This window comes from Flavobacterium movens (genome assembly GCF_039581425.1).
Taxonomy (GTDB): domain Bacteria; phylum Bacteroidota; class Bacteroidia; order Flavobacteriales; family Flavobacteriaceae; genus Flavobacterium; species Flavobacterium luteolum.
The window spans coordinates 525,806-546,895 of record NZ_JBCPXY010000002.1 but is presented as its reverse complement, the minus strand read 5'-3'; the positions used below and the strand labels follow the sequence as shown (position 1 = coordinate 546,895).

Annotated in this window: 16 protein-coding genes; 12 read left to right on the top strand and 4 right to left on the bottom strand. The window is 34.3% G+C overall.

The annotated features are described in order from the left end of the window. Nucleotides 1-13 precede the first annotated feature (13 nt). The gene (locus AAYQ05_RS05715; protein ID WP_343541784.1) at nucleotides 14-1,666 is read left to right on the top strand and encodes an arylsulfatase; all 1,653 of its coding nucleotides are present in this window, start codon (nucleotides 14-16) and stop codon (nucleotides 1,664-1,666) included. A gap of 144 nt (nucleotides 1,667-1,810) precedes the next feature. On the opposite strand, the gene rocD is transcribed toward AAYQ05_RS05715, so the two are convergent. After that, the gene (gene rocD, locus AAYQ05_RS05710; RefSeq protein ID WP_343541782.1) at nucleotides 1,811-3,064 is read right to left on the bottom strand and encodes an ornithine--oxo-acid transaminase; all 1,254 of its coding nucleotides are present in this window, start codon (nucleotides 3,062-3,064) and stop codon (nucleotides 1,811-1,813) included. Between the two features lie 224 nt (nucleotides 3,065-3,288). Here rocD and AAYQ05_RS05705 point away from each other — a divergent pair, with 224 nt between their 5' ends. From AAYQ05_RS05705 to AAYQ05_RS05690, 4 genes are all read left to right on the top strand, one after another. Then, nucleotides 3,289-3,741, top strand: coding sequence for an Lrp/AsnC family transcriptional regulator (locus AAYQ05_RS05705; protein ID WP_343541779.1), 453 nt, complete (start codon nucleotides 3,289-3,291; stop codon nucleotides 3,739-3,741). 108 nt (nucleotides 3,742-3,849) lie between these two features. Then, nucleotides 3,850-4,623 (top strand): dienelactone hydrolase family protein, encoded by a 774-nt coding sequence (locus AAYQ05_RS05700; RefSeq protein ID WP_343541777.1) that lies wholly within the window; start codon nucleotides 3,850-3,852, stop codon nucleotides 4,621-4,623. A 39-nt stretch (nucleotides 4,624-4,662) separates the two neighbouring features. Further along, nucleotides 4,663-5,637: a DUF3667 domain-containing protein gene (locus AAYQ05_RS05695; RefSeq protein WP_343541776.1), complete on the top strand. Its 975-nt coding sequence runs from the start codon at nucleotides 4,663-4,665 to the stop codon at nucleotides 5,635-5,637. Nucleotides 5,638-5,645: 8 nt separating this feature from the next. Further along, entirely contained in the window at nucleotides 5,646-6,662 is a 1,017-nt protein-coding gene (locus AAYQ05_RS05690) for a M28 family peptidase (protein ID WP_281633304.1), read from the top strand. 176 nt (nucleotides 6,663-6,838) lie between these two features. On the opposite strand, the gene rho is transcribed toward AAYQ05_RS05690, so the two are convergent. Beyond that, complete coding sequence (gene rho / locus AAYQ05_RS05685; protein WP_343541774.1) at nucleotides 6,839-8,692, bottom strand: transcription termination factor Rho; 1,854 nt, start codon at nucleotides 8,690-8,692, stop codon at nucleotides 6,839-6,841. 181 nt (nucleotides 8,693-8,873) lie between these two features. On the opposite strand from rho, the gene AAYQ05_RS05680 reads away from it, so the two are divergent. From AAYQ05_RS05680 to AAYQ05_RS05670, 3 genes are all read left to right on the top strand, one after another. After that, nucleotides 8,874-9,284, top strand: a complete 411-nt coding sequence (locus AAYQ05_RS05680; RefSeq protein WP_008468670.1) for a DUF4293 domain-containing protein — start codon at nucleotides 8,874-8,876, stop codon at nucleotides 9,282-9,284. A gap of 148 nt (nucleotides 9,285-9,432) precedes the next feature. Beyond that, nucleotides 9,433-10,092, top strand: coding sequence for a response regulator transcription factor (locus tag AAYQ05_RS05675; RefSeq protein WP_281633306.1), 660 nt, complete (start codon nucleotides 9,433-9,435; stop codon nucleotides 10,090-10,092). 10 nt (nucleotides 10,093-10,102) lie between these two features. Then, entirely contained in the window at nucleotides 10,103-11,017 is a 915-nt protein-coding gene (locus AAYQ05_RS05670; protein ID WP_281633307.1) for a sensor histidine kinase, read from the top strand. On the opposite strand, the gene AAYQ05_RS05665 is transcribed toward AAYQ05_RS05670, so the two are convergent. Continuing rightward, a complete protein-coding gene (locus AAYQ05_RS05665; RefSeq protein ID WP_281633308.1) occupies nucleotides 11,018-11,512 on the bottom strand; it encodes a metallophosphoesterase family protein in 495 nt (164 codons plus the stop codon). It abuts the gene before it with no gap. Between the two features lie 174 nt (nucleotides 11,513-11,686). Continuing rightward, entirely contained in the window at nucleotides 11,687-13,603 is a 1,917-nt protein-coding gene (locus tag AAYQ05_RS05660) for an SPFH domain-containing protein (RefSeq protein WP_281633309.1), read from the bottom strand. Nucleotides 13,604-14,168: 565 nt separating this feature from the next. On the opposite strand from AAYQ05_RS05660, the gene truA reads away from it, so the two are divergent. From truA to AAYQ05_RS05640, 4 genes are all read left to right on the top strand, one after another. Further along, entirely contained in the window at nucleotides 14,169-14,903 is a 735-nt protein-coding gene (gene truA, locus AAYQ05_RS05655; RefSeq protein WP_343541766.1) for a tRNA pseudouridine(38-40) synthase TruA, read from the top strand. 151 nt (nucleotides 14,904-15,054) lie between these two features. After that, on the top strand, nucleotides 15,055-16,809 hold the full coding sequence (locus AAYQ05_RS05650) for an ABC transporter ATP-binding protein (protein WP_343541764.1): 1,755 nt from the start codon (nucleotides 15,055-15,057) through the stop codon (nucleotides 16,807-16,809). Nucleotides 16,810-16,999: 190 nt separating this feature from the next. After that, nucleotides 17,000-18,403, top strand: coding sequence for a sensor histidine kinase (locus AAYQ05_RS05645; protein ID WP_343541762.1), 1,404 nt, complete (start codon nucleotides 17,000-17,002; stop codon nucleotides 18,401-18,403). An 86-nt stretch (nucleotides 18,404-18,489) separates the two neighbouring features. Next, entirely contained in the window at nucleotides 18,490-21,084 is a 2,595-nt protein-coding gene (locus AAYQ05_RS05640) for a zinc-dependent metalloprotease (RefSeq protein ID WP_343541760.1), read from the top strand. Nucleotides 21,085-21,090: the final 6 nt, after the last annotated feature.

The following is a 21,090-nucleotide window of genomic DNA, read 5'->3' as shown; positions in this document are numbered from 1 at the left end:
AATTATAAATAAGATGAATAGAAGAATAAACATTTTATTTTCTGTTTTATTGACAGGAATAATAGGTTCTTATGAAGCCGAAGCCCAAACCGCATCCTCTAAACCCAATGTAATTTTAATTATGGTGGATGATATGGGATATTCTGATTTAGGGAATTATGGTTCAGAAATCAAAACGCCAAATCTAGACCGTTTAGCGAAAGAAGGAACACGTCTCCGCGAATTTTACAACAACTCAATCTGTGCGCCTACGAGAGCTTCCTTATTAACAGGACAATATCAGCACAAAGCGGGTGTTGGTTATTTTGATGTCAATCTTGGTTTGCCAGCTTATCAGGGTTATTTAAACAAAGAATCTTTGACTTTAGGTGAAGTTTTCCGATCTGGAGGTTATAGCACTTTAATGTCAGGAAAATGGCACGTAGGTTCTGAAGATCAAGCGCAATGGCCAAACCAGAGAGGTTTTGATAAGTTTTACGGAATCTTAAAAGGGGCTGCGAATTACTTTGATACAAAACCGCTTCCTTTCGGAAAAACGGCTTATCCTGTAAAAATGATCCGCAATAATGAAGAACTGCATCCAAAAGATGACTCGTACTATTTCACAGACGAAATCGGAAATAATGCGGTTACTTTCTTAGACGAACAAAACAAAGAAAATAAGCCTTTCTTTTTGTACTTAGCTTTTACAGCGCCTCACTGGCCATTGCAGGCAAAACCTGTTGATATTGCCAAATATCGAGGGAAATTTGATGAAGGCTGGGATGTTTTGAGAGAAAAAAGAATTCAAAAATTAAGAGAAAACGGCATTTTGCTTCCTAACCAAACTATTGCTCCTCGTGACCCAGAAGTTCCAGAATGGGACAAATTGACGTATGACGAAAAACAATTCTGGAAAGCTAAAATGGAAGTTTATGCCGCAATGGTCGACAACATGGATCAAAATGTTGGAAAGGTTTTAGATAAATTGAAAGCTTTGAAAAAAGACAAAAACACTTTAATCATTTTCATTGCCGATAATGGCGCTCAAGGCGGATTCAATACGTATAATCCTTTAAAAAGAGGTTTAGTTCGTAATGACGGGCCAATCGGAACTTCGGGTTCTTTTGATTATCAGGAACAAAACTGGGCATATTTATCTAATACACCTTTGCAGGATTACAAAAACAATATGCATGAAGGCGGATTCAGTTCTCCGTTCATCGCTTGGTATCCGTCAAAAATTAAAGCAGGAAGAATCGATAAAGGAACAGGACACATTATTGACCTTGCTCCTACTTTCTACGAATTGGCTGGAATTGAATATCCTAAAAATCTGAATGGTGTAAATTCTAATCCGCTTCCAGGAAAAAGTTTACTTCCGGTTTTATTTGACAACGCTTCTGAAGTAAACCGTGGCGCTCCCTTATTCTGGGAAAGAGCTGGAAACAGAGCCGTTAGAGAAGGAAAATGGAAATTGGTTTCAATTTATCCGTCTTACCAATGGGAACTTTATGATCTTGAAGCAGACCGTGGCGAAACAACAAACATTGCTTCACAAAATCCGGGCATTGTAAACGATCTTTCGGCAAAATATTTTGATTGGGCAGACAAAACAGGAGTTGTAGAATACAGCAAATTCAAACAAAAAGGAGAATTGATTCCAGGTGCAGCTCCAAAGAAATAATTACTTTTTTTGATATTTTTAGTAATTATGACAAAAAGCGATTGTGGTTACAACAGTCGCTTTTTAAAACAAAAAAAATGGTGTACAAAAAAAGCTGTCTCGTTATGAGACAGCTTTTTTATTTTATTTTAAAAAGAAATCAGATTAGTTTTTAAAATCATTCAAAGATTTCTCGATAATCTCAAGACACTCTTTAATTTGCTCTTCGGTCATTACCAAAGGCGGAGCCAATCTAATTTTGTTTCCGTGTGTTGGTTTTGCCAATAATCCGTTGTCTCTGAATTTAAGGCAGATTTCCCAAGCCAAATCAGATTCTTCATCAGTATTGATAACAATTGCGTTCAAAAGTCCTTTTCCGCGAACCAACGTAATCAAGTTATTTTTTTCAGCGATTTTATTTAATCCGTCTCTTAGAATAACTCCTAAACGTTCTGCATTTTCAGCTAGTTTTTCGTCTTTGATCACTTCCAAAGCTGCAATTGCTACGGCCGCTGCAACAGGATTTCCTCCAAAAGTAGATCCGTGCTGTCCTGGTTTAATCACATTCATGATTTCGTCATTACATAAAACTGCCGAAACTGGATAAACTCCGCCAGAAATTGCTTTCCCTAAAATTAAAACATCAGGCTGTACATTTTCGTGGTGAACGGCTAATAGTTTTCCTGTACGAGCAATTCCTGTCTGAACCTCATCTGCAATAAAAAGTACATTATGTTTTTCGCAAAGCGCTTTCGCTTTCGCTAAATATCCTTCAGAAGGAACATAAACTCCTGCTTCACCTTGAATTGGTTCAACCAAGAATCCTGCAATATTTTTAGATGAATTTAACGCGTTTTCAAGTGCTTCAAGATTATCATATTCAATTTTAATGAAACCATCTGTAAAAGGCCCAAAGTTTTTACGTGCTGTTTCATCATTCGAAAATGAAATGATAGTTGTAGTTCTTCCGTGAAAGTTATTCTCACACACAATAATCTGTGCTTGATTTTCTGCAATTCCTTTTACTTCATACGCCCATTTTCTTGAAATTTTCAAGGCTGTTTCAACTGCTTCAGCACCTGTATTCATTGGAAGAACTTTATCAAAACCAAAATAGTTTGTTACATATTCTTCATAGTTTCCTAATTTATCATTGTAAAAAGCACGCGAAGTCAAAGTCAGTTTTTGCGCCTGCTCTACCATTGCATTCACAATTTTAGGATGGCAATGCCCCTGATTTACCGCAGAATAAGCAGATAAAAAATCATAATATTTCTTTCCGTCAACGTCCCATACATATACACCTTCTCCTCGTTCTAAAACTACAGGAAGCGGGTGGTAATTATGAGCACCATATTTGTTTTCTTTTTCAATCAAAACCTCTGATTTTGACGAAAGTGTTTTTTCTGTACTTATCATAATATGCTTTTTATTTCCACAAAAATATTAAATTTAAACAAATAACAATCAAAAAAACAACATTTTGACTTAAATATAACAAAATTAAAGTCAAAACTTAAAATTTACTATCTCTAAAAAAGCATATTTATTTTTTCGAGAATAGGATTAGATGACCGTTTATTAAAAAAAAGAATTACTTTTATAAATCGCAAAAGACTCAATTTTAAAACGATTTTTACTGAATGGAATTATTAGACGAATTTGATATTAGTATTCTCAAAGAATTAGAAAAAGACGGAAGAATGGCCTTCTCTGCTATCGCCACCAATCTTAAAATATCAAATACAATGGTGCATCAGCGTATTAACAGAATGATTGAACAAGGTGTAATTGGCGGGATTAAACCCATTATTCAGGAAAAGAAAATTGGTTACGACTGGGCTTCTTTTACTGGACTTACATTAAACAAAGATTCAGATTCTGAACGAATTATTGAAGCGCTTAAAGAAATCCCTGAGATTACCGAATGTTATTATGTAACAGGTTCTTTTACGCTTTATATAAAAATCATTGCGAAAAATCACGAACACATGCGCCGTATTCTTTACGAAAAAATCGACGGAATTTCAGGTATTGATAAGACTGATTCTATTGTAGAATTGGGCTGTGCTTTTAAACGAAACATATCACTATAAGAGAAAAAACATTCTTTTAAAATATAGGTTACAAACCTCACAAGAATTTACTTGTGAGGTTTTTTTGTAACATAATATTTCTGATATTTGTTAAAAATTGAAGAAATCATGAAAAACACCATAATTATTTTATTCAGTGCAATCTTATTCTCAAATCTTATGAATGCGCAATTAAAACCCGTAAAATATACAGAAGGAAGCCAACAGCTAAACGGCTTATTTATAAAATCTGCTAAAAAAAGCAGTAACAATCCAGGAATCTTACTTTTACCAGCGTGGCTTGGAATTGATAATGCTTCAAAAGGAATCGCAGAAGAATTATCTAAATTAGGCTATCACGTTTTTATCGCTGACATCTATGGCGAAGGAAATTATCCAAAAAACACAGGTGAAGCAGGAAAACAGGCTGGTTTTTATAAAACAAATTTCGAAGCGTATCAAAAACGTATTGATGCTGCCTTAAAAGAATTAATCAAATCTGGCGCTAATGCGGACAATATTGTGGCTATTGGATATTGCTTTGGAGGAAGCGGTGTTCTTGAAGCTGCCCGCGGACATTTGAATGTAAAAGGTATTGCTTCTTTTCATGGCGGTTTAGGAAAAGATGCGAGCAGAAAAAACGAACCAATTTCTACAAAAGTTCTTATTTGCCATGGAGCTGATGATCCGTTTGTTTCTAAAGACGAAATTGCTGCTTTCCAACAAGAAATGCGTGATGGCAAAGCAGACTGGCAAATGATTTATTATGCAAATGCGGTTCACTCTTTTACTAATCCTGAAGCAGGAAGCGATAACTCTAAAGGCGCTGCATATAATGCTGTTGCTGCCAAAAGATCTTTTGAACATTTACAGCTTTTCTTAAACGAAGTCCTGAAAAAATAATATTAAAAACTACCAGAACAAATCAATTAACACAAACCAATGTCACATAATAAAATTAGAGAAGACAAAACTTGTCTAAACTGCAGGCATGTTGTTGAGCAAAAATACTGCCCAAACTGCGGACAAGAAAACAGTGATAGCCGAAAAACTTTTCATCATTTATTTATTCATTTTTTTGAAGATCTAACGCACTACGAAAATGCATTTTGGAAAACAATAAAAAATCTGCTGTTCAAGCCTTCAACGCTGACTAAAGAATATCTTTCAGGAAAACGCTTGTCTTATCTTGCTCCAGTTCGATTATACATTTTTATCAGTTTTATTACTTTTTTATTGATTGCAATGTTTCCGAATAATGTTGGTGAAAAAATTGATAAAAGTGAAGAAGCGCTTAACAAAGAACTCTCTAAAGCTACTGACAGCCTAAATATAAGCAGGAAAGACGACAAAAGATACTTTCATTTTAAAACAATGAAAGAACTTGATTCGATTCAAAAATATGGAAAACCAAATGAGAAGCTGAATGCTTCTTCGTATTGGTTTTCAGAAAAAGCAATACACGTTACGGAAAAATATACCAAAAAAGAGATTTATGAAAAATTCGTTGAATCGTTTTTTCATAACCTGCCTAAAATTCTCTTCATAATCATGCCGTTTTTTGCTTTTTTCTTGTGGCTTTTTCACAACAAAAAAAGATGGTATTATTTTGATCACGGAATTTTTACACTGCACTATTTCTCTTTCCTATTACTGATTTTTCTCATCATGTTTATCATCGACAGATTGATTGGTCTTTTTGGAGAAGATAGTCCGCTGTCTTTTATATCATCAATCACAACATTTGCAGGAACCGTTTGGATGTGCTATTATTTTTATCCTGCGCACCATCGCTTTTATGGCGAGTCTAGAATAGTCTCTTTTATAAAAAGCTTCTTCTTGTTTATAATAAATTCTCTTTTTATCCTATTTTTACTCACTTTATACGTTCTTTACACATTTATTAATTTACACTAACTACTAGAATGAAAAAAATACTCATTTTATTCTTAATTGTCTCTGCGTATTCTTGTAAAACTGCGCAGTCAACTACAGCTAAAGACAATTCGGATCCAACAAAATACGTAAAAGCGATCAGCGAAAAAGATCTTAAAAAAATGCTTTATACTGTTGCTTCTGACGAAATGGAAGGCCGCGAAACTGGTTCTAAAGGACAGAAAAAAGCAGGTCTATATATGATCGAGCAATACAAAAAAAGCGGAATTTCTTTTCCAAAAGGAGCTAAAGATTTCTACCAGCCTGTTCCTGCTGCATTTATGAACGCAAGACGTAATCAAAATCTTCCAGACTCTGAAAATATCTGGGCTTATATTGAAGGTTCAGAAAAACCAAATGAAGTTTTGGTAATTTCTGCACACTATGATCACGTGGGAATTAAAGATGGTGAAGTTTATAACGGTGCTGACGACGATGGTTCTGGAACTGTAGCTGTGATCGAAATGGCTAAAGCTTTTGCTAAAGCTAAAAAACAAGGCCATGGTCCAAAACGTTCTATCTTGTTTCTTCACGTAACTGGCGAAGAACACGGTTTACATGGATCTCGTTATTATTCTGAAAATCCATTATTTCCAATCGAAAACACCATTGCAGATATCAACATTGACATGATCGGACGCCGTGATGTTGAGCATTCAAATACAAATAACTACGTTTATGTTATTGGTGCCGACAGATTATCTTCTGATTTACACAATGCCGTTGTAGCTCAAAACGAAAAATACATCAAAATGGACTTAGATTTTAAATTTAATGATCCAAAAGATCCAAACCATTTCTATGAGCGTTCTGACCACTATAACTTTGCCAAACATGGTATTCCAGCTGTTTTCTTCTTCAACGGAGTTCACGAAGATTACCACGGAAAAGGTGATGAACCTCAAAAAATTGAGTACGATGCTTTAACCAAAAGAACTAAACTGGCTTTTGTTGTTGCATGGGATTTAGCTAATAGAGAGAATAGACCGGTAGTTGATAAAAAATAGTTCTTTTTAAGATTCTAAGGTTCTAAGTTGCTGAGATTCTAAGGTTTCTTTTAGGAACGGTCATAAAAAAAGGATGAGTTTAACTCATCCTTTTTTTTTGTTATTTATTATTGATTTACTTTTTCTTAATGCTAAAAACCTTAGAATCTTAGCAACTTAGAACCTTAGCAACTTTCCTAGTCATTCATCGAAATCAAAAACTCTTCGTTGTTTTTTGTTTTCTTGAAACGATCGTTTACAAAGTCCATAGATTCTACTGGGTTCATATCTGATAGATATTTACGCATAATCCACATTCTTTGCAATGTTTTCTCGTCTAATAATAAGTCATCACGACGTGTACTAGACGATGTAAGATCGATTGCAGGGAAAATACGTTTATTGGCTATCTTACGGTCTAATTGAAGCTCCATGTTACCAGTTCCTTTAAATTCTTCGAAGATAACTTCGTCCATTTTAGAACCCGTTTCAGTTAATGCAGTTGCGATGATACTTAAAGATCCTCCATTTTCTACATTTCTCGCTGCTCCAAAGAAACGTTTTGGTTTTTGCAAAGCATTGGCATCAACACCCCCACTTAATACTTTTCCAGATGCTGGCTGAACCGTGTTATAAGCTCTTGCAAGACGAGTGATTGAGTCTAATAAAATCACCACATCGTGTCCGCATTCCACTAAACGTTTAGATTTCTCTAATACAATATTAGCAATTTTCACGTGTTCTTGTGGCTCTCTATCGAAAGTTGAAGCAATAACTTCACCACGAACACTTCTTTGCATATCTGTAACCTCTTCAGGACGCTCGTCAATCAAAAGAACTATTAAATAAACTTCAGGATGGTTTGCTGCAATTGCATTTGCAATATCTTTAAGAAGCATTGTTTTACCAGTTTTGGGCTGCGCAACGATCATACCACGCTGACCTTTACCAATTGGTGAAAACAAATCTATAATTCTGGTTGAAATAGAACTGCCTTTTTCGGCTAGTTTAAATTTTTCTGAAGGAAAAACGGGTGTCAAGTGTTCGAAAGAAACTCTATCGCGAACTACTTGCGGATCGTGACCGTTAATTTTTAATACACGAACCAAAGGAAAAAACTTCTCACCTTCTTTAGGCGGGCGAACCACTCCTTTTACAGTATCTCCGGTTTTTAAACCAAATAATCTGATTTGTGAAGTTGATAAATAAATATCGTCTGGAGAAGCTAAATAATTATAATCTGATGAACGTAAGAATCCGTAACCGTCAGGCATCATTTCTAGAACACCTTCACTTTCAATAATTCCGTCAAATTCAAAATCAGAATCTCTAAAATTATTGTTATTCTTTTTATTCTTATGATTAGGATTTTGATTATTGTGATTTCCGTTTCCATTGCCATTCCCGTTCTGATTTTGGTTCTGATTCGGGTTTTGATTTTGGTTCTGGTTTTTATTCTGATTCGGATTGATCTTTTTTGCAGGAGCAATTTGTGGAGTTTTCTCGGCTGTTTCGGCTGTTGGCTCAGAAGCAATTGGTTCTGATGGAGCTGATTCTGATGAAACTGTTTCTACAGTCTCTTCTGCAGCAACTTCTTTTACAGCCTCTTTTTCTTTTTTAAGGGCAACTTTTTTCTCGTATGCCGATTTGCTGAATTTTACAACTTTAGACTCTTTTTTTGCTGCTGGTGTTTTATTTTCCTGTGCTTCTACTGCCGCCGTTTCTGCAATTGGCTCAGCTGTATCCGCAGTATCGTTTTTTTGAACAGTTTCCTCTACTTTATCAAATTCTAAAACGGGAGTATTTTTGGTATTTGCTGCTTTTGTTTTTGCTGGAGCAATTCTGGCGCGCTTTGGCTTATCGTCTTTTGCATCAGAAACTACTTCTGTTTGAGGAGCTTGAGCAGGCGCATTAGCACTCTCTTGGTGTGCTAAAATCTGACTAATTAAAGTCTCTTTTTTGACACCAGTAATCTTTATTGTTTTAGCTAACTTAGCTATTTCTTGAAGCTCAGAAAGCTTCATTTCTTTTAATGCAGAAATATCAAACATGAATGTTCTATGAATTTAATTATTTTAAGGAATACTGTAAAAAGAATAGGTAGATAATTAATTTGAATTGACCGCAGTATGAAGTGCTTACGGTATTATGATGCAATAATACGAATAAAATTTTATCATACAATAGTATTTTAAAAAAAGAAAATATATTTTTGTAAAACATTTTTAGACCATGATACAAAGAATTCAGACTGTATATTTATTTCTAGCTTTTGCTGCAACTGGCATTTTAATGCTTTTTGTTCCGCTTTGGACAACTAGTGCAGGAAAACCATTCTTTTTTATGCAGGATCAGCTTTATACTGTTTTATTAGGCTTAACAACTATGCTTAGTATTATCAGTATTATTTCATTTAAAAAGAGACAAAATCAGTTTGTATTAAACAGACTTAATATAATATTAAATTTAATTTTATTAGGATTATTTGTATATCGATCACTAAATTTATCTGGAGGGACTGAGGTCTCTGAGAAAGGTATTGGGATGTTCATGCCGATTGTTGCTATCGTGTTATTAGTTTTAGCTAATAAGGCCATCAAAAAGGACGAAGATCTTGTAAAATCTGTTGATCGTTTGAGGTAAACCTATAAACTTAGTTTATTTTGTGCGAAGAAGAACCCGAATTTTTATTCGGGTTTTTTTTTGCCCTATTATGGTATAAATCAAACCTAAAGAGCATCTTAAAAACGTGTTTTACATGATAAATTTGCATTTTCAAATTCAAATTATCATGATCCCAAAAATAAGGATTCATCTTGCAGACGATCACCAAGTCTTAATTGATGGACTATCCAACTTACTTCAAACCGTTTCAAACTTTGAAGTGGCAGGAACTTCACTAGACGGCACCACTGTCTATGATGATGTTGTGGAAGACAATGCCAATGTCTTGATTCTAGATATAAGCATGCCAAAAAAAGACGGAATTGAAACACTGAAAGAGTTTAATGAAAAACAGCTTCCTTGCAAAGTCATCATTTTATCTAGTTATGATGATTTAAAAATCATTAAAGAAGTCATGAAACTAGGCGCAAAAGGTTATCTCACAAAAAATTGCGCTGGCGAAAATATTATTGAAGCTGTTGAAGCTGTTTATCAAGGACAGGAATATTTTAGTGATGCTGTTAGAGAAAAAATCTTCAACTCTTTTATGGACAGCCCCAAACTAAATCACAATGCGATTACAGAAAACCCGATTTTAAGTCCGCGAGAGATTGAAATCATCATCTTGATTGCTTTAGAATACAGCGGAAAAGAAATAAGCGAAAAGCTTTTTATCAGTTCGCATACCGTCGAAACACATCGTAAGAACATTATGAAAAAACTGAATATTAAAAGTACAATTGGTTTAGTTAAATATGCTCTTAAAAACAATCTGATCAATCCTTAAAATTGCTTTTATGTTTGCTTTTCGTTTTTTTATCTCTTTAGTTTTATTCTTGGCTGTTCAAGGAACTAGCATTGCAATTCCAAAAGATACCGCAAATGTAAAGACGCCACAAACCCAAGTTGATAACAAAACCGCATTTAAGCCTACAAGCAAATCCGAACAATTACGAAATAAAAAAATTGTCAGCTTATCTATTATCCTCACTGTCATTATTTTTCTTTTGCTGTACTTTTTATACCAAAACAATAAACTAAAGCAAAAAATAAAACGAAAAGACACCAAACAGAAAATTCTGCTCAACATTATTAATTCTGGAATTGATTCGCAAGAAGCAGAACGCAAAAAAATCGCTTCTTTTCTGCATGATAATATCAATTCGCTATTATCTTCTGCAGGATTGCATTTAAATACATTCACTGCACAGCAGAATATAAAATCAGACGAAATACAGAAAGCAAAAAGTATTTTATCAGAAGCTCATGAACTTTTAAGAGATATGTCGCATGACCTTGTTCCCGCACTCTTGGTTCGTTTTGGATTAATTTATGCTTTGGAAGATTTATGTGAAAAAAACTCCAATTCTGCTATGGAGTTTGATTTTTCAAGTTCTATTCCGACCAGTAAAAGATATGCCGAGAAATTTGAAATGAAAATCTATTTCATTGTTAGTGAATTATGCAGCAATATCACTAAACATAGCAATGCCAAAAAAGCCATACTTTCTTTGTCCGAAAAAGAAAATCAATTAGTCCTGCGTATTCACGATGACGGAATTGGTTTTAAAACCCAAAAACTAAAAGATGTAGAAGGTTTTGGATTAAACAGAATTAGGGCTAGAATTAAAAAATACAAAGGCTCTTTGTCTATTATTTCAAAAGAAAATAAAGGAACTAAAATCAAAATCGAGATTCCGTTGCCACATTAATTACTTCGCTCCTATTTCGACAATTTCCAAATCTTTGATTTTATCATCGTCAATTACAAATCGTAACATGGTTCTTACTTTATGAAAACCACTTTTTCCAGCCGCACCTGGATTCATGTGCAATAAATTATTCTTTTTATCAAACATGACTTTCAAAATATGCGAATGCCCACAAATAAATAATTTCGGGGGATTCAAAGCCAATTCTTCTCTAACGTTTGGATTGTATTTTCCAGGATAACCACCAATATGCGTAATCCAAACCGAAACATTTTCGCATGAAAAACGATTATTTAACGGAAATTCCAATCTTGCCTTTGCATCGTCAATATTTCCGTAAACTGCTCTTAAAGGTTTTAGTTTTTTAATAGCATCTGTCACGCTCAAATCTCCAATATCACCAGCGTGCCATACTTCATCTGCCTGAGCAACATATTTTAAAATAGTATCATCTATGTGACTGTGAGTATCGGAAAGTAGCAGGATTTTGGTCATTTTCTAAAGTTCTAAGATTCTGAGGCGCTAAGGTACTAAGGTTTTTTCTTTTTTTAGTCCTGAGATATTAAGGTTCTTAAGATCCTAGTATTTGTTTTGCTAAGTAAGTTTTTAATGAAAAAATCCGATTCACTTTCGCAAATCGGATTCTTGAAATTATTTAAGATGTAGAACTTATTGTTTTTTAGGATTTTTTCCTTCTTTTAATTCTTTTGTGTCCATCATTTCCATCAATTTCAATCCTAATAAGCCACTAATTGAACCATCAGAACCTCCGTTTCCTGAAATTAATACATCTGGAATTACTTTGATATTTCCTTTACCAATTTCTTCAGTTACTTTGTAACGTGTAAAGTTATCTCCGCCCATAGCACTAACTTGCAATTGATATGCTTCTGCAGTAGATTTACCAATCGCCATAATTTTCTCCGCTTCAGCCAAACCAGTTTTCGAGATTTTTTCAGCTTCTGCGCTTGCGTTCAGTCTAGTTGCTTCTGCTTGTGCTCCTGCTCTTGCTTTTGTTGCTTCTGCTTCTGCACTTGCACGCATTTTTGTAGCTTCTGCTTCAGCATTTACATTGAGCTTTAAACTTGTTGCATCTCCTTCAGCTTTCTTAACAGTGGCATCTGCGGTACGTTGTGCAATTTCAACACTTTGTGAAGCTCGCACAATCTCTTTCTGCATATCTGCAATTGCTGTTTCCTTTTCCATTCCCTGACGTTGTTCTTGCGCCAATTTTTGGGTCTGATATGTTTTCTGCTCTTCTTCGGCCAGTTTTCTGTCTGTCAACGTTTTCATTAACGAATCTGGCGGAACAATATCTCCAATTAAGGTATCAACAGCATTCACGTTATATTCATCAAGAACTAACTTAATATGATTTTTAGCCGATTCTTGACGTTCTTTTCTTGTTGTCAAGAACGAAATCACGTCGCTGTCCTGCGCTGAGTTTCTAAAATAGTTACCAATTGTAGGTTCTAAAACCTGAGAAACTAAGTTGTTCATACTACCAAAACGTGCAATTACTTTTGGCGCTTCGGCTGCCGGAACGTGAATAATTTGTGCAACGTCAAGATTGAATGGGAAACCATCTTTTGAACGAACTGTAATTGTAGATAGGTTTTTATCCAAATCATGCGATTCACTTCTTGCATTGGCCCAGTTTAAAACCAAATTTGTTGTTGGTACAGGTTCTAACTTAGTTGTATATTTATTCAAGGCATATTTTCCTGGTCCGAAAGGCTCCATCCAAACACCACGCTGTCCTTTTGAAACGATATTTCCGTGTTTAAAAGTGTCGCCTGTTACATCTTGCCCATCTTCTCCAATATAAGAAATGACAACGCCAACGTAACCAATTGGCACATCTGTCATTGGATTTTGTTCAATTAAAATTCCCCAAGTATTGATGTAGTAAGAACCCGCTAACATAACCTGAGGCTGCAAACCACGGTTACCGCCATGTTCAAGGAATTTATCAAAATCCTGAAAATTGTTGTGACTATCTACAAATTTACCCGCAATCTGTCCTTGCGGAATTGGTTCACCATCAAGAGCTGTAACAATACCAATCATGTTTTCGTAAATCTTGATTTGATCTGTAATTACAATCTCAAACAAAAACGTATTGATACGATACGATCCTGTTGTAATAAAAGCAGTCTGACGTCCTTTTTGTCCGCCGTTGTCTAAAAATGCTGTTGCATCTTGAAAGTTATCACTTTCTACTCTTCTGGCTAAGATTCTTCCTGTCGGAATTTCTTTTCCATCTTTACTAAGAACTAGTCCAATTTTTCCTTCTGGAATTAATGTAAAACTAGTCATATCAATTGAATACTGCCAAATCCACATTCCCCAATATAATCCCGGAGCAAGTGTTTTGGCTTGATAGCCCGCTTCGCCTTTTGTTGCGATAATTCGACCGTCGGGTAATGATTTGTCTGCGCCAAACAAAACAAACTTTTTGGTTACTAAACCAATTTTATCCTCAGGAACGATCACCATTCCGAAGAAAACGCGCAAAATAAATTTGTAAAAAAGAATGGCAAATACAATTAAAAGTATCCACCAATAAGAGGTAATTTCATTCATAATTTTTGTTTTTTAGTGATACAAACATAGGAGAAATATGAAATGTTAAAATGAAAAATTTTAAAATTTAACATTTAGAATTTTCTGACTAAAAATGTTAAAAAATAATTTCAATTATATCGTTGGAATTGTCAATTTCTGACACGATTTTTAGCTGAACAAACTGTGATTTGCATTTTGGCTTTTAATGCATTTTAACAAAGCTCCTAAGATTCTGAGGCACTAAGTCAGTAAGTTTTTGTTTTTGGATTTTCCTGAAATGGATATTTATTAGTTAAAAAAGATATCGAAAATATTATACCTATATATAAGTGCAATTTTTCCAATCTGACGTTAGACGCACTACGTTGCGTCTCTACAGATATACACAAAGAAAAAACCTTAGAACCTTAGCATCTCCGAACCTTTGTTTCTAAAAAGCAATCTGACATGAGACGCACTGCAGTGCGTCTCTACAGATATACACAAAGAAAAAAACTTAGTCCCGATAGTTATCGGGATAGCATCTTAGAACCTTAGCAACTTTTTTTCATACCTTTGCACTTCAGAACCTCTGTCCCTTAAAATGAGATATTTTATTCAATTCGCTTACAACGGAACACATTATCATGGCTGGCAGATACAGCCAAACGCTTCTTCTGTTCAAGAAACTTTAAATAAGGCTTTTTCGGTTTTATTAAACGAAACGATCAGCATTATGGGTGCTGGGCGAACAGATACTGGTGTTCATGCAAGTGAGATGTACGGACATTTTGATACTGAAAAGGTTTTGGATATTCCGGTTTTGGTTTATAAACTGAATTCTTATTTGCCAAAAGATATTGCGATTTTTGATATTATTCCGGTTCGTGATGACGCTCATTGCCGATTTGACGCAACAAAACGAACTTACGAATATCATATCAATACAGTTAAAAATCCATTTTTACAGGAATTAAGCTGGTATGTTACGCAACAACTTGATGTAGATTTAATGAATGAAGCCGCTCAGATATTATTAAAGCATACCGATTTTCAGTGTTTCTCAAAAGTTAATACTGATGTCAACACATTTGATTGCACGATTTTTGAGGCATACTGGAAACAAGAAAACGGGAAACTGATTTTTACGATTTCGGCAAATCGTTTTTTGAGAAATATGGTTCGTGCAATTGTGGGCACTTTGATTAATATTGGTTTAAAGAAAATTACTTTAACCGATTTTGAAAATATCATTGCCAGCAAAAGCAGAGAAAAAGCTGGGTTTTCGGTTCCGGCGCATGGTTTATATTTGACCAATATTTATTACGATTACATTTAATAGCCCTGATTGAAGTGAAAAGCTTTTTTGAAAAAAATATAGTTTTTGTAATTTTTATGGAGCGACCAACGGAAGCTTTATAAAAATTAAACAAAAACATATTTTTGAGAAAAACTTGTAACGGAAAGCAGGAAACAGCTCCTAAAAATAAATGAAAGCAAAAGCATTCGACACAGGATTATTCAAACGAATTTTAAAATATACAAAGCCTTATAAATGGCGTTATTACGGCGTAATTATTTTTGCCGTTTCGCTATCTATTTTTGCTGCGCTCCGTCCTTATTTACTTAAAGAAACGGTTGACGGGTACATTAAAACTCATGATAAAATGGGTTTACTAATGTATATCGTTTTAATGGGCGTAGTTTTACTAATGGAGGTTTTTTCGCAGTTTTACTTTGTGTATTGGGCAAACTGGCTCGGTCAGGACATTGTAAAAGATATTAGAACGAAACTTTTTCAGCATATTCTTAGTTTTAGAATGAAGTATTTCGATTTGGTTCCGGTTGGACAGCTGGTTACACGTGCCGTTTCGGATATTGAATCGATTGCCCGTATTTTCAGTCAGGGTTTATTTATGATTATAAGTGACTTGATGAAAATGGTCGTGGTTCTTATTTTTATGTTTTACATGAACTGGAAACTAACTTGGATTGTGGTAATTGCCATGCCTATTCTGGTTTATATTACGAGAATTTTTCAGCGCAAAATGCAGGTTGCTTTTGAGGAAGTACGAACGCAGATTGCCAATATGAACTCTTTTGTTCAGGAACGCGTTACGGGAATGAAAATCGTACAGCTTTTTAACCGTGAAAAAATTGAAGCCGAAAACTTTAAAGAAATCAACAACAAACATAGAGTAGCTTGGATCAAGACGATTCTATACAACTCGATCTTCTTCCCGATTGCCGATATTATTTCGTCTATTACTTTAGGTTTGGTTGTGGTTTACGGTGGTTTCAGAATCTTGAACGGAGATCATTTTACAACTTTCGGAGATTTATTCTCGTATACTATGTTTATCGGAATGCTTTTTAATCCGTTGAGACAAATTGCAGATAAGTTTAATGAGATGCAATTAGGAATGATTGCTGCCAATCGTGTTTTTGATATTATCGATACACAAGATCATATTCAGGATACTGGAAAAATTGAAGCGCCAGTTTTTGATGGAAGTATAGAATTTAAAAATGTTCGTTTTAGTTATATTACGGAAGAAGAAGTAATAAAAGGTATAGATCTTTCAGTTTCTGCTGGACAGACTGTTGCAATTGTAGGTTCTACAGGCGCAGGAAAATCTACGATCATTAATTTATTGAATCGTTTTTACGAAATCAACAGCGGAACAATTTGTATTGATGGCGAAAACATAGAAAACTACACTTTGGCTTCTTTAAGAAAACAAATTGCTGTGGTTTTGCAAGATGTATTTTTGTTTGCCGATACGATTTATAATAATATTACACTGCACAATCCAGAAATTACAAGAGATAAAGTAATTGATGCAGCAAAGAAAATCGGTGTTCATGATTTTATTATGAACTTACCGGATAATTATGATTTTGACGTAAAAGAGCGAGGCGTTATGCTTTCGTCTGGACAAAGACAGCTTATTGCTTTTTTACGTTCTTATGTGAGTAATCCTAGTATTTTAATTTTGGATGAAGCAACTTCTTCAATCGATACGTATTCTGAAGAAATGATTCAGCGTGCAACAGAAACGATTACAAAAGGAAGAACTTCTATTATTATTGCGCATAGATTAGCAACAATTGTAAATGCAGATAAGATTGTGGTGATGGATAAGGGATTGATTGTTGAACAAGGTACACATCAGGAGTTATTGCAAAAGACTGATGGGTATTATAAAAATTTATATGACTCGCAATTTGCTGTGGCAAACTAAGTCATGATGTTACTTTTTGAAATTTAGATTAAAAAATATTACCTCTAGACGCGCATTTCTAATATATGTTATTGTTTCGATCCTGATTACGGTTTCGGCAGTCTATATTCTGAGCAATCTGATTACTGATTTAACTGAAAAATCGAATGACGATATAGCTACGCGCAATTTTTTTAAAAAGCAGGAATTCATGTCCGAAGAGCTTTCGAAGTTTTTGGAGCAGGAAAAAAAAATTGAGCATGTTTTAAAAATAAGCAATTCGCAAAACCTAGGTAATAATCTTCAGCTTTTATCTTCGCTTCAAACATATAATAAACTGATTGTAAACAATTGGTTTCAGATTAACGAAAATGCAATTCAATACGGGAATCCTTCTATTTCTAATGAAGTTAAAAATGACGTAAAAGCATTTCTTCTTCAAAATAAAAACAGTGATCATCTAAGCGTAATTCTTCCGCAAGGAAACGAATGGGTTTGGCGTATTTATTTCAAATTAACTTCAGAAAACAAAACCATTGTAAAATATGGCTATGATATCAATTTAAGATTGCTTCATAGTTATATTTCTAAAATAGACAAAACCAAAACGGCTACTAATTACGCTTTTGTTTTTGATAAAAACGGAACTTGCATTTACCATCCGGAAATTGCTTTTCTTGGAAAAAATATTTTTAAGATTTCATCTTTCAAACCGTCTGACACTATTTATAGCAAAAAACAAGATTTCGCCAAAAGCACAACTTTGTCTGAGTTCTTGCAATTGGATGTGATTCGTTTTACCAAAAAACTGGACATTAAAAACTCAAACTGGTTCATCTGTGTTAATGTTCCAAAAATGGTTGCAGACGAAAATGTAGCTTTAGTTAAAAAGTACTCAACTTCAATTTATTTGATTACAACTGTAATGTTGCTACTGATTTTCTCTCTTTTCTCTTATGCCAGCAGACGTGCCTATAAAGAAAAAGAAATTGTTACAGAAGAGAAAAACAGACTCTTAGTCGAAAACGAAAAAATCATCAAAGAAAAAGCTTTGATTCAGTTGCAACAATTAAAAGAGCAGATTAATCCGCACTTTTTATTCAATTCGCTTAATTCGCTTTATATGCTGATTGGAAGTGATATTAAAGTTGCGCAGAAATTTACTTTAAACCTATCTCGTATTTATCGTTATTTAATTGATCCGCCAGAAAAGAACATTGTTCGCTTGAAGGACGAATTATTATTTATCGAAAAATATATCTTTTTGCAGCAAACTCGTTTTAAGGAAGAATTATTCTTTTCTATCGAAATTGAAAGCGAAACTGCATTAAACAAACACATCCCCTATCTTGCTTTTCAGATTGTGGTCGAAAATGCTATTAAGCATAATAGAGCCACTCAGGAAAGTCCACTTACTACAAAAATCCTGATTAAAGAAGATCAGGTTATCATCAGCAATAATCTTCAAAAGAAATTGACTGCAGAATTGAGTACTAAATTTGGGCTAAATTACCTAAAGAGTATTTACAATTATTATTCAAAAACAGAATTTAAGACATCAGAAAAAGATGGCTATTTTGTTTGTATTCTTCCATTAATATCCATTCACTCCTAAAAAAAAGCCACTCACTCCTTTTTGTTTTTTTCATGAACTAAAATAAAATAGTTTCGGACCTAAAATTAACCTAAACTTAACATCTGATGAAGGAAAAATCATTCCTGCATAATTTGATAACAATTTGCATACTCCTATTATTATTATCGCCGCTTACCGTTCATTCTCAAAAGAAAAAGAAAGACAAAAAAGAGGACAAAACTGAAATTAAAAAAGATTCTACCGATTCTAAAAAAGGCAAAAAATACGACGACCTTGTAAAAAAAGGTTCTATAAAAAAGGGAATCTTCAATGTCATTCAAGTAAAAACCGATGTTTATTTTGAAATTCAGGACAGTTTATTCCAAAGAGAATTTTTAGTGGTAAACAAATTATCTCAAGTTCCTTTTCAAGTAAACGAAGCTGGCTTAAATAAAGGAATGAATTATGAAAACAAAGTCATTAGTTTTTATAAAGACACAATAGCAAAGAAAGTCTGGGTAAAATCTTATGTTCCTAAGGTTTCTTCACCAAAAGAAGATGCGATTACACAATCGGTTCAAAATAATTTTGCAGAATCTATTATTGAAGTTTTTGATATTGAAACCAAAAACAACGATTCGACTTCTGTCGTTATTAAAGTAAACAAGATTTTTGACGGAAAACAAAAAAGCTTCAATGATGTTTTGAGCAACATTGGTTTTGGAGGATCTGTAAAATCTGAGCTTTCTTATATTGAAGGTGTAAAATCGTTCCCTAAGAACATTGTCGTAAAATCACAACTGACGACTTCTGTAAGCGAAGGCGGACCGGCATTATCGGTAACGCTTGGCGTAACAAGTAATATTATTTTATTGGATAAAACTCCAATGAAACCACGTTTTTCTGATAACCGAATTGGTTTCTTTTCTGAAAAACATTGGTATTTTACCGATGCACAGCAGGCAATGGTTGAAAAAGAACTCATTACACGCTGGAGATTAGAACCTAAAAAAGAAGATGAAGAAAAATATTTGAAAGGTGAATTAGTAGAGCCGAAAAAACCAATCGTTTATTACATCGATCCGTCGACTCCAAAACAATGGAGAAAATATATTATTGATGGAGTACACGATTGGCAGGCAGCTTTTGAAAAAGCGGGTTTCAAAAACGCTATTATCGCAAAAGAACCTACTGATAAAGATTTAGATTTTGATATTGATGACGTTCGCTATTCGGTAATTACATACGCTGCGTCTCCAAAATCAAATGCTATGGGGCCATCTGTCGTTGACCCACGAAGCGGTGAAATTATTGAAGCCGATATTATCTGGTGGCATAATGTAATGACTTCGCTTCAAAGCTGGATGCGCATTCAGACAGGACCAATTGATCCTAAAGCTAGAGGAAATAAATTTAGTGATGAACATATGGGAGAAGCAATCCGTTTTGTTTCATCTCACGAAGTTGGACATACTTTTGGTCTAAAACATAATATGGGTTCTTCTTTTGCTTACGATGTAGAATCGTTGCGGTCTAAAGAATTCACAGCAAAAATGGGCGGAACTGCTCCATCAATTATGGATTATGCCCGTTACAATTATATAGCTCAGCCAGAAGACAACGTAACAGTTATTACTCCGAAAATTGGAGAATACGATAAATATGCTATTGAATGGGGTTACAGATGGTACTCGCCTAACGACAACGAAACAACAAAACTAAACGCCTTAATTACAAAACATCAAGATGACCCCATTTATTTTTATGGTGAGCAGCAAGGAAATGTAATTGATCCTCGTTCTCAGTCTGAAGATTTAGGAAATGATGCCATGAAAGCAAGCGAATACGGTTTGAAAAACTTAAAGCGTGTTGTAGATAATATTTTAAGCTGGACTTACGAAAAAGATCAGTCTTACTACGAAACAGGCAAACTGTATATTGGAGCTATTGGCCAGTGGCAAACATACAATGAGCATGTATTAGCTAATATTGGTGGTGTTTATTTAAATACAACGGTTCATGGCGATAACAAACAAAGTTATGTTCCAGTTCCTGCTGCAATGCAGAAAAGAGCTGCAGATTATTTAGTTAAAAATGTCCTTACAATTCCGCAGTGGTTGTTTTTCAATGATATTTTAGAAAAAACAAATCCGTTGAAAGATTCTCCTTTTGGACCTTACGAGTATACACCATACACAATGGCACGAGGATTACAATACGATGCTATGTACAGCTTGTTCAGAGACGACCGTTTACTTCGAATGACAGAGAATGAATTATATCAGCGAAATAAAACTAAAGACCCTGTTTTTACCGTAAATGATTTGTTTAAAAAAATGCATCAAAACGTTTTTGCTGGAACAATTGCGAATAAATCACTATCAATTCTGGAGCGTATGACTCAAAAGAATTATGTTGATGTTTTAATTATTTCGACAAATAAATTATTTGAAAAAACCGAAGCGAAGAAATCAATCGAAATTCAGCAGACTTTAAGCATGCCACATTTATGCAATTATTTAGATGATGCACATACAGCAAGAAATATTAATAATGCTTTTTTAAGTAGAGTTGCAGAAGTAACATCAGATAAAAAAGGCGAATTATTAAAAGTGCTTCAGTTATTAAAAACCAAAAAGAACACTGGAGACCAATCAACCCAAAACCATTACCGCGATTTAATACAGCGAATTGAAAAAAGTCTAAACACAACCTTTTAATACACA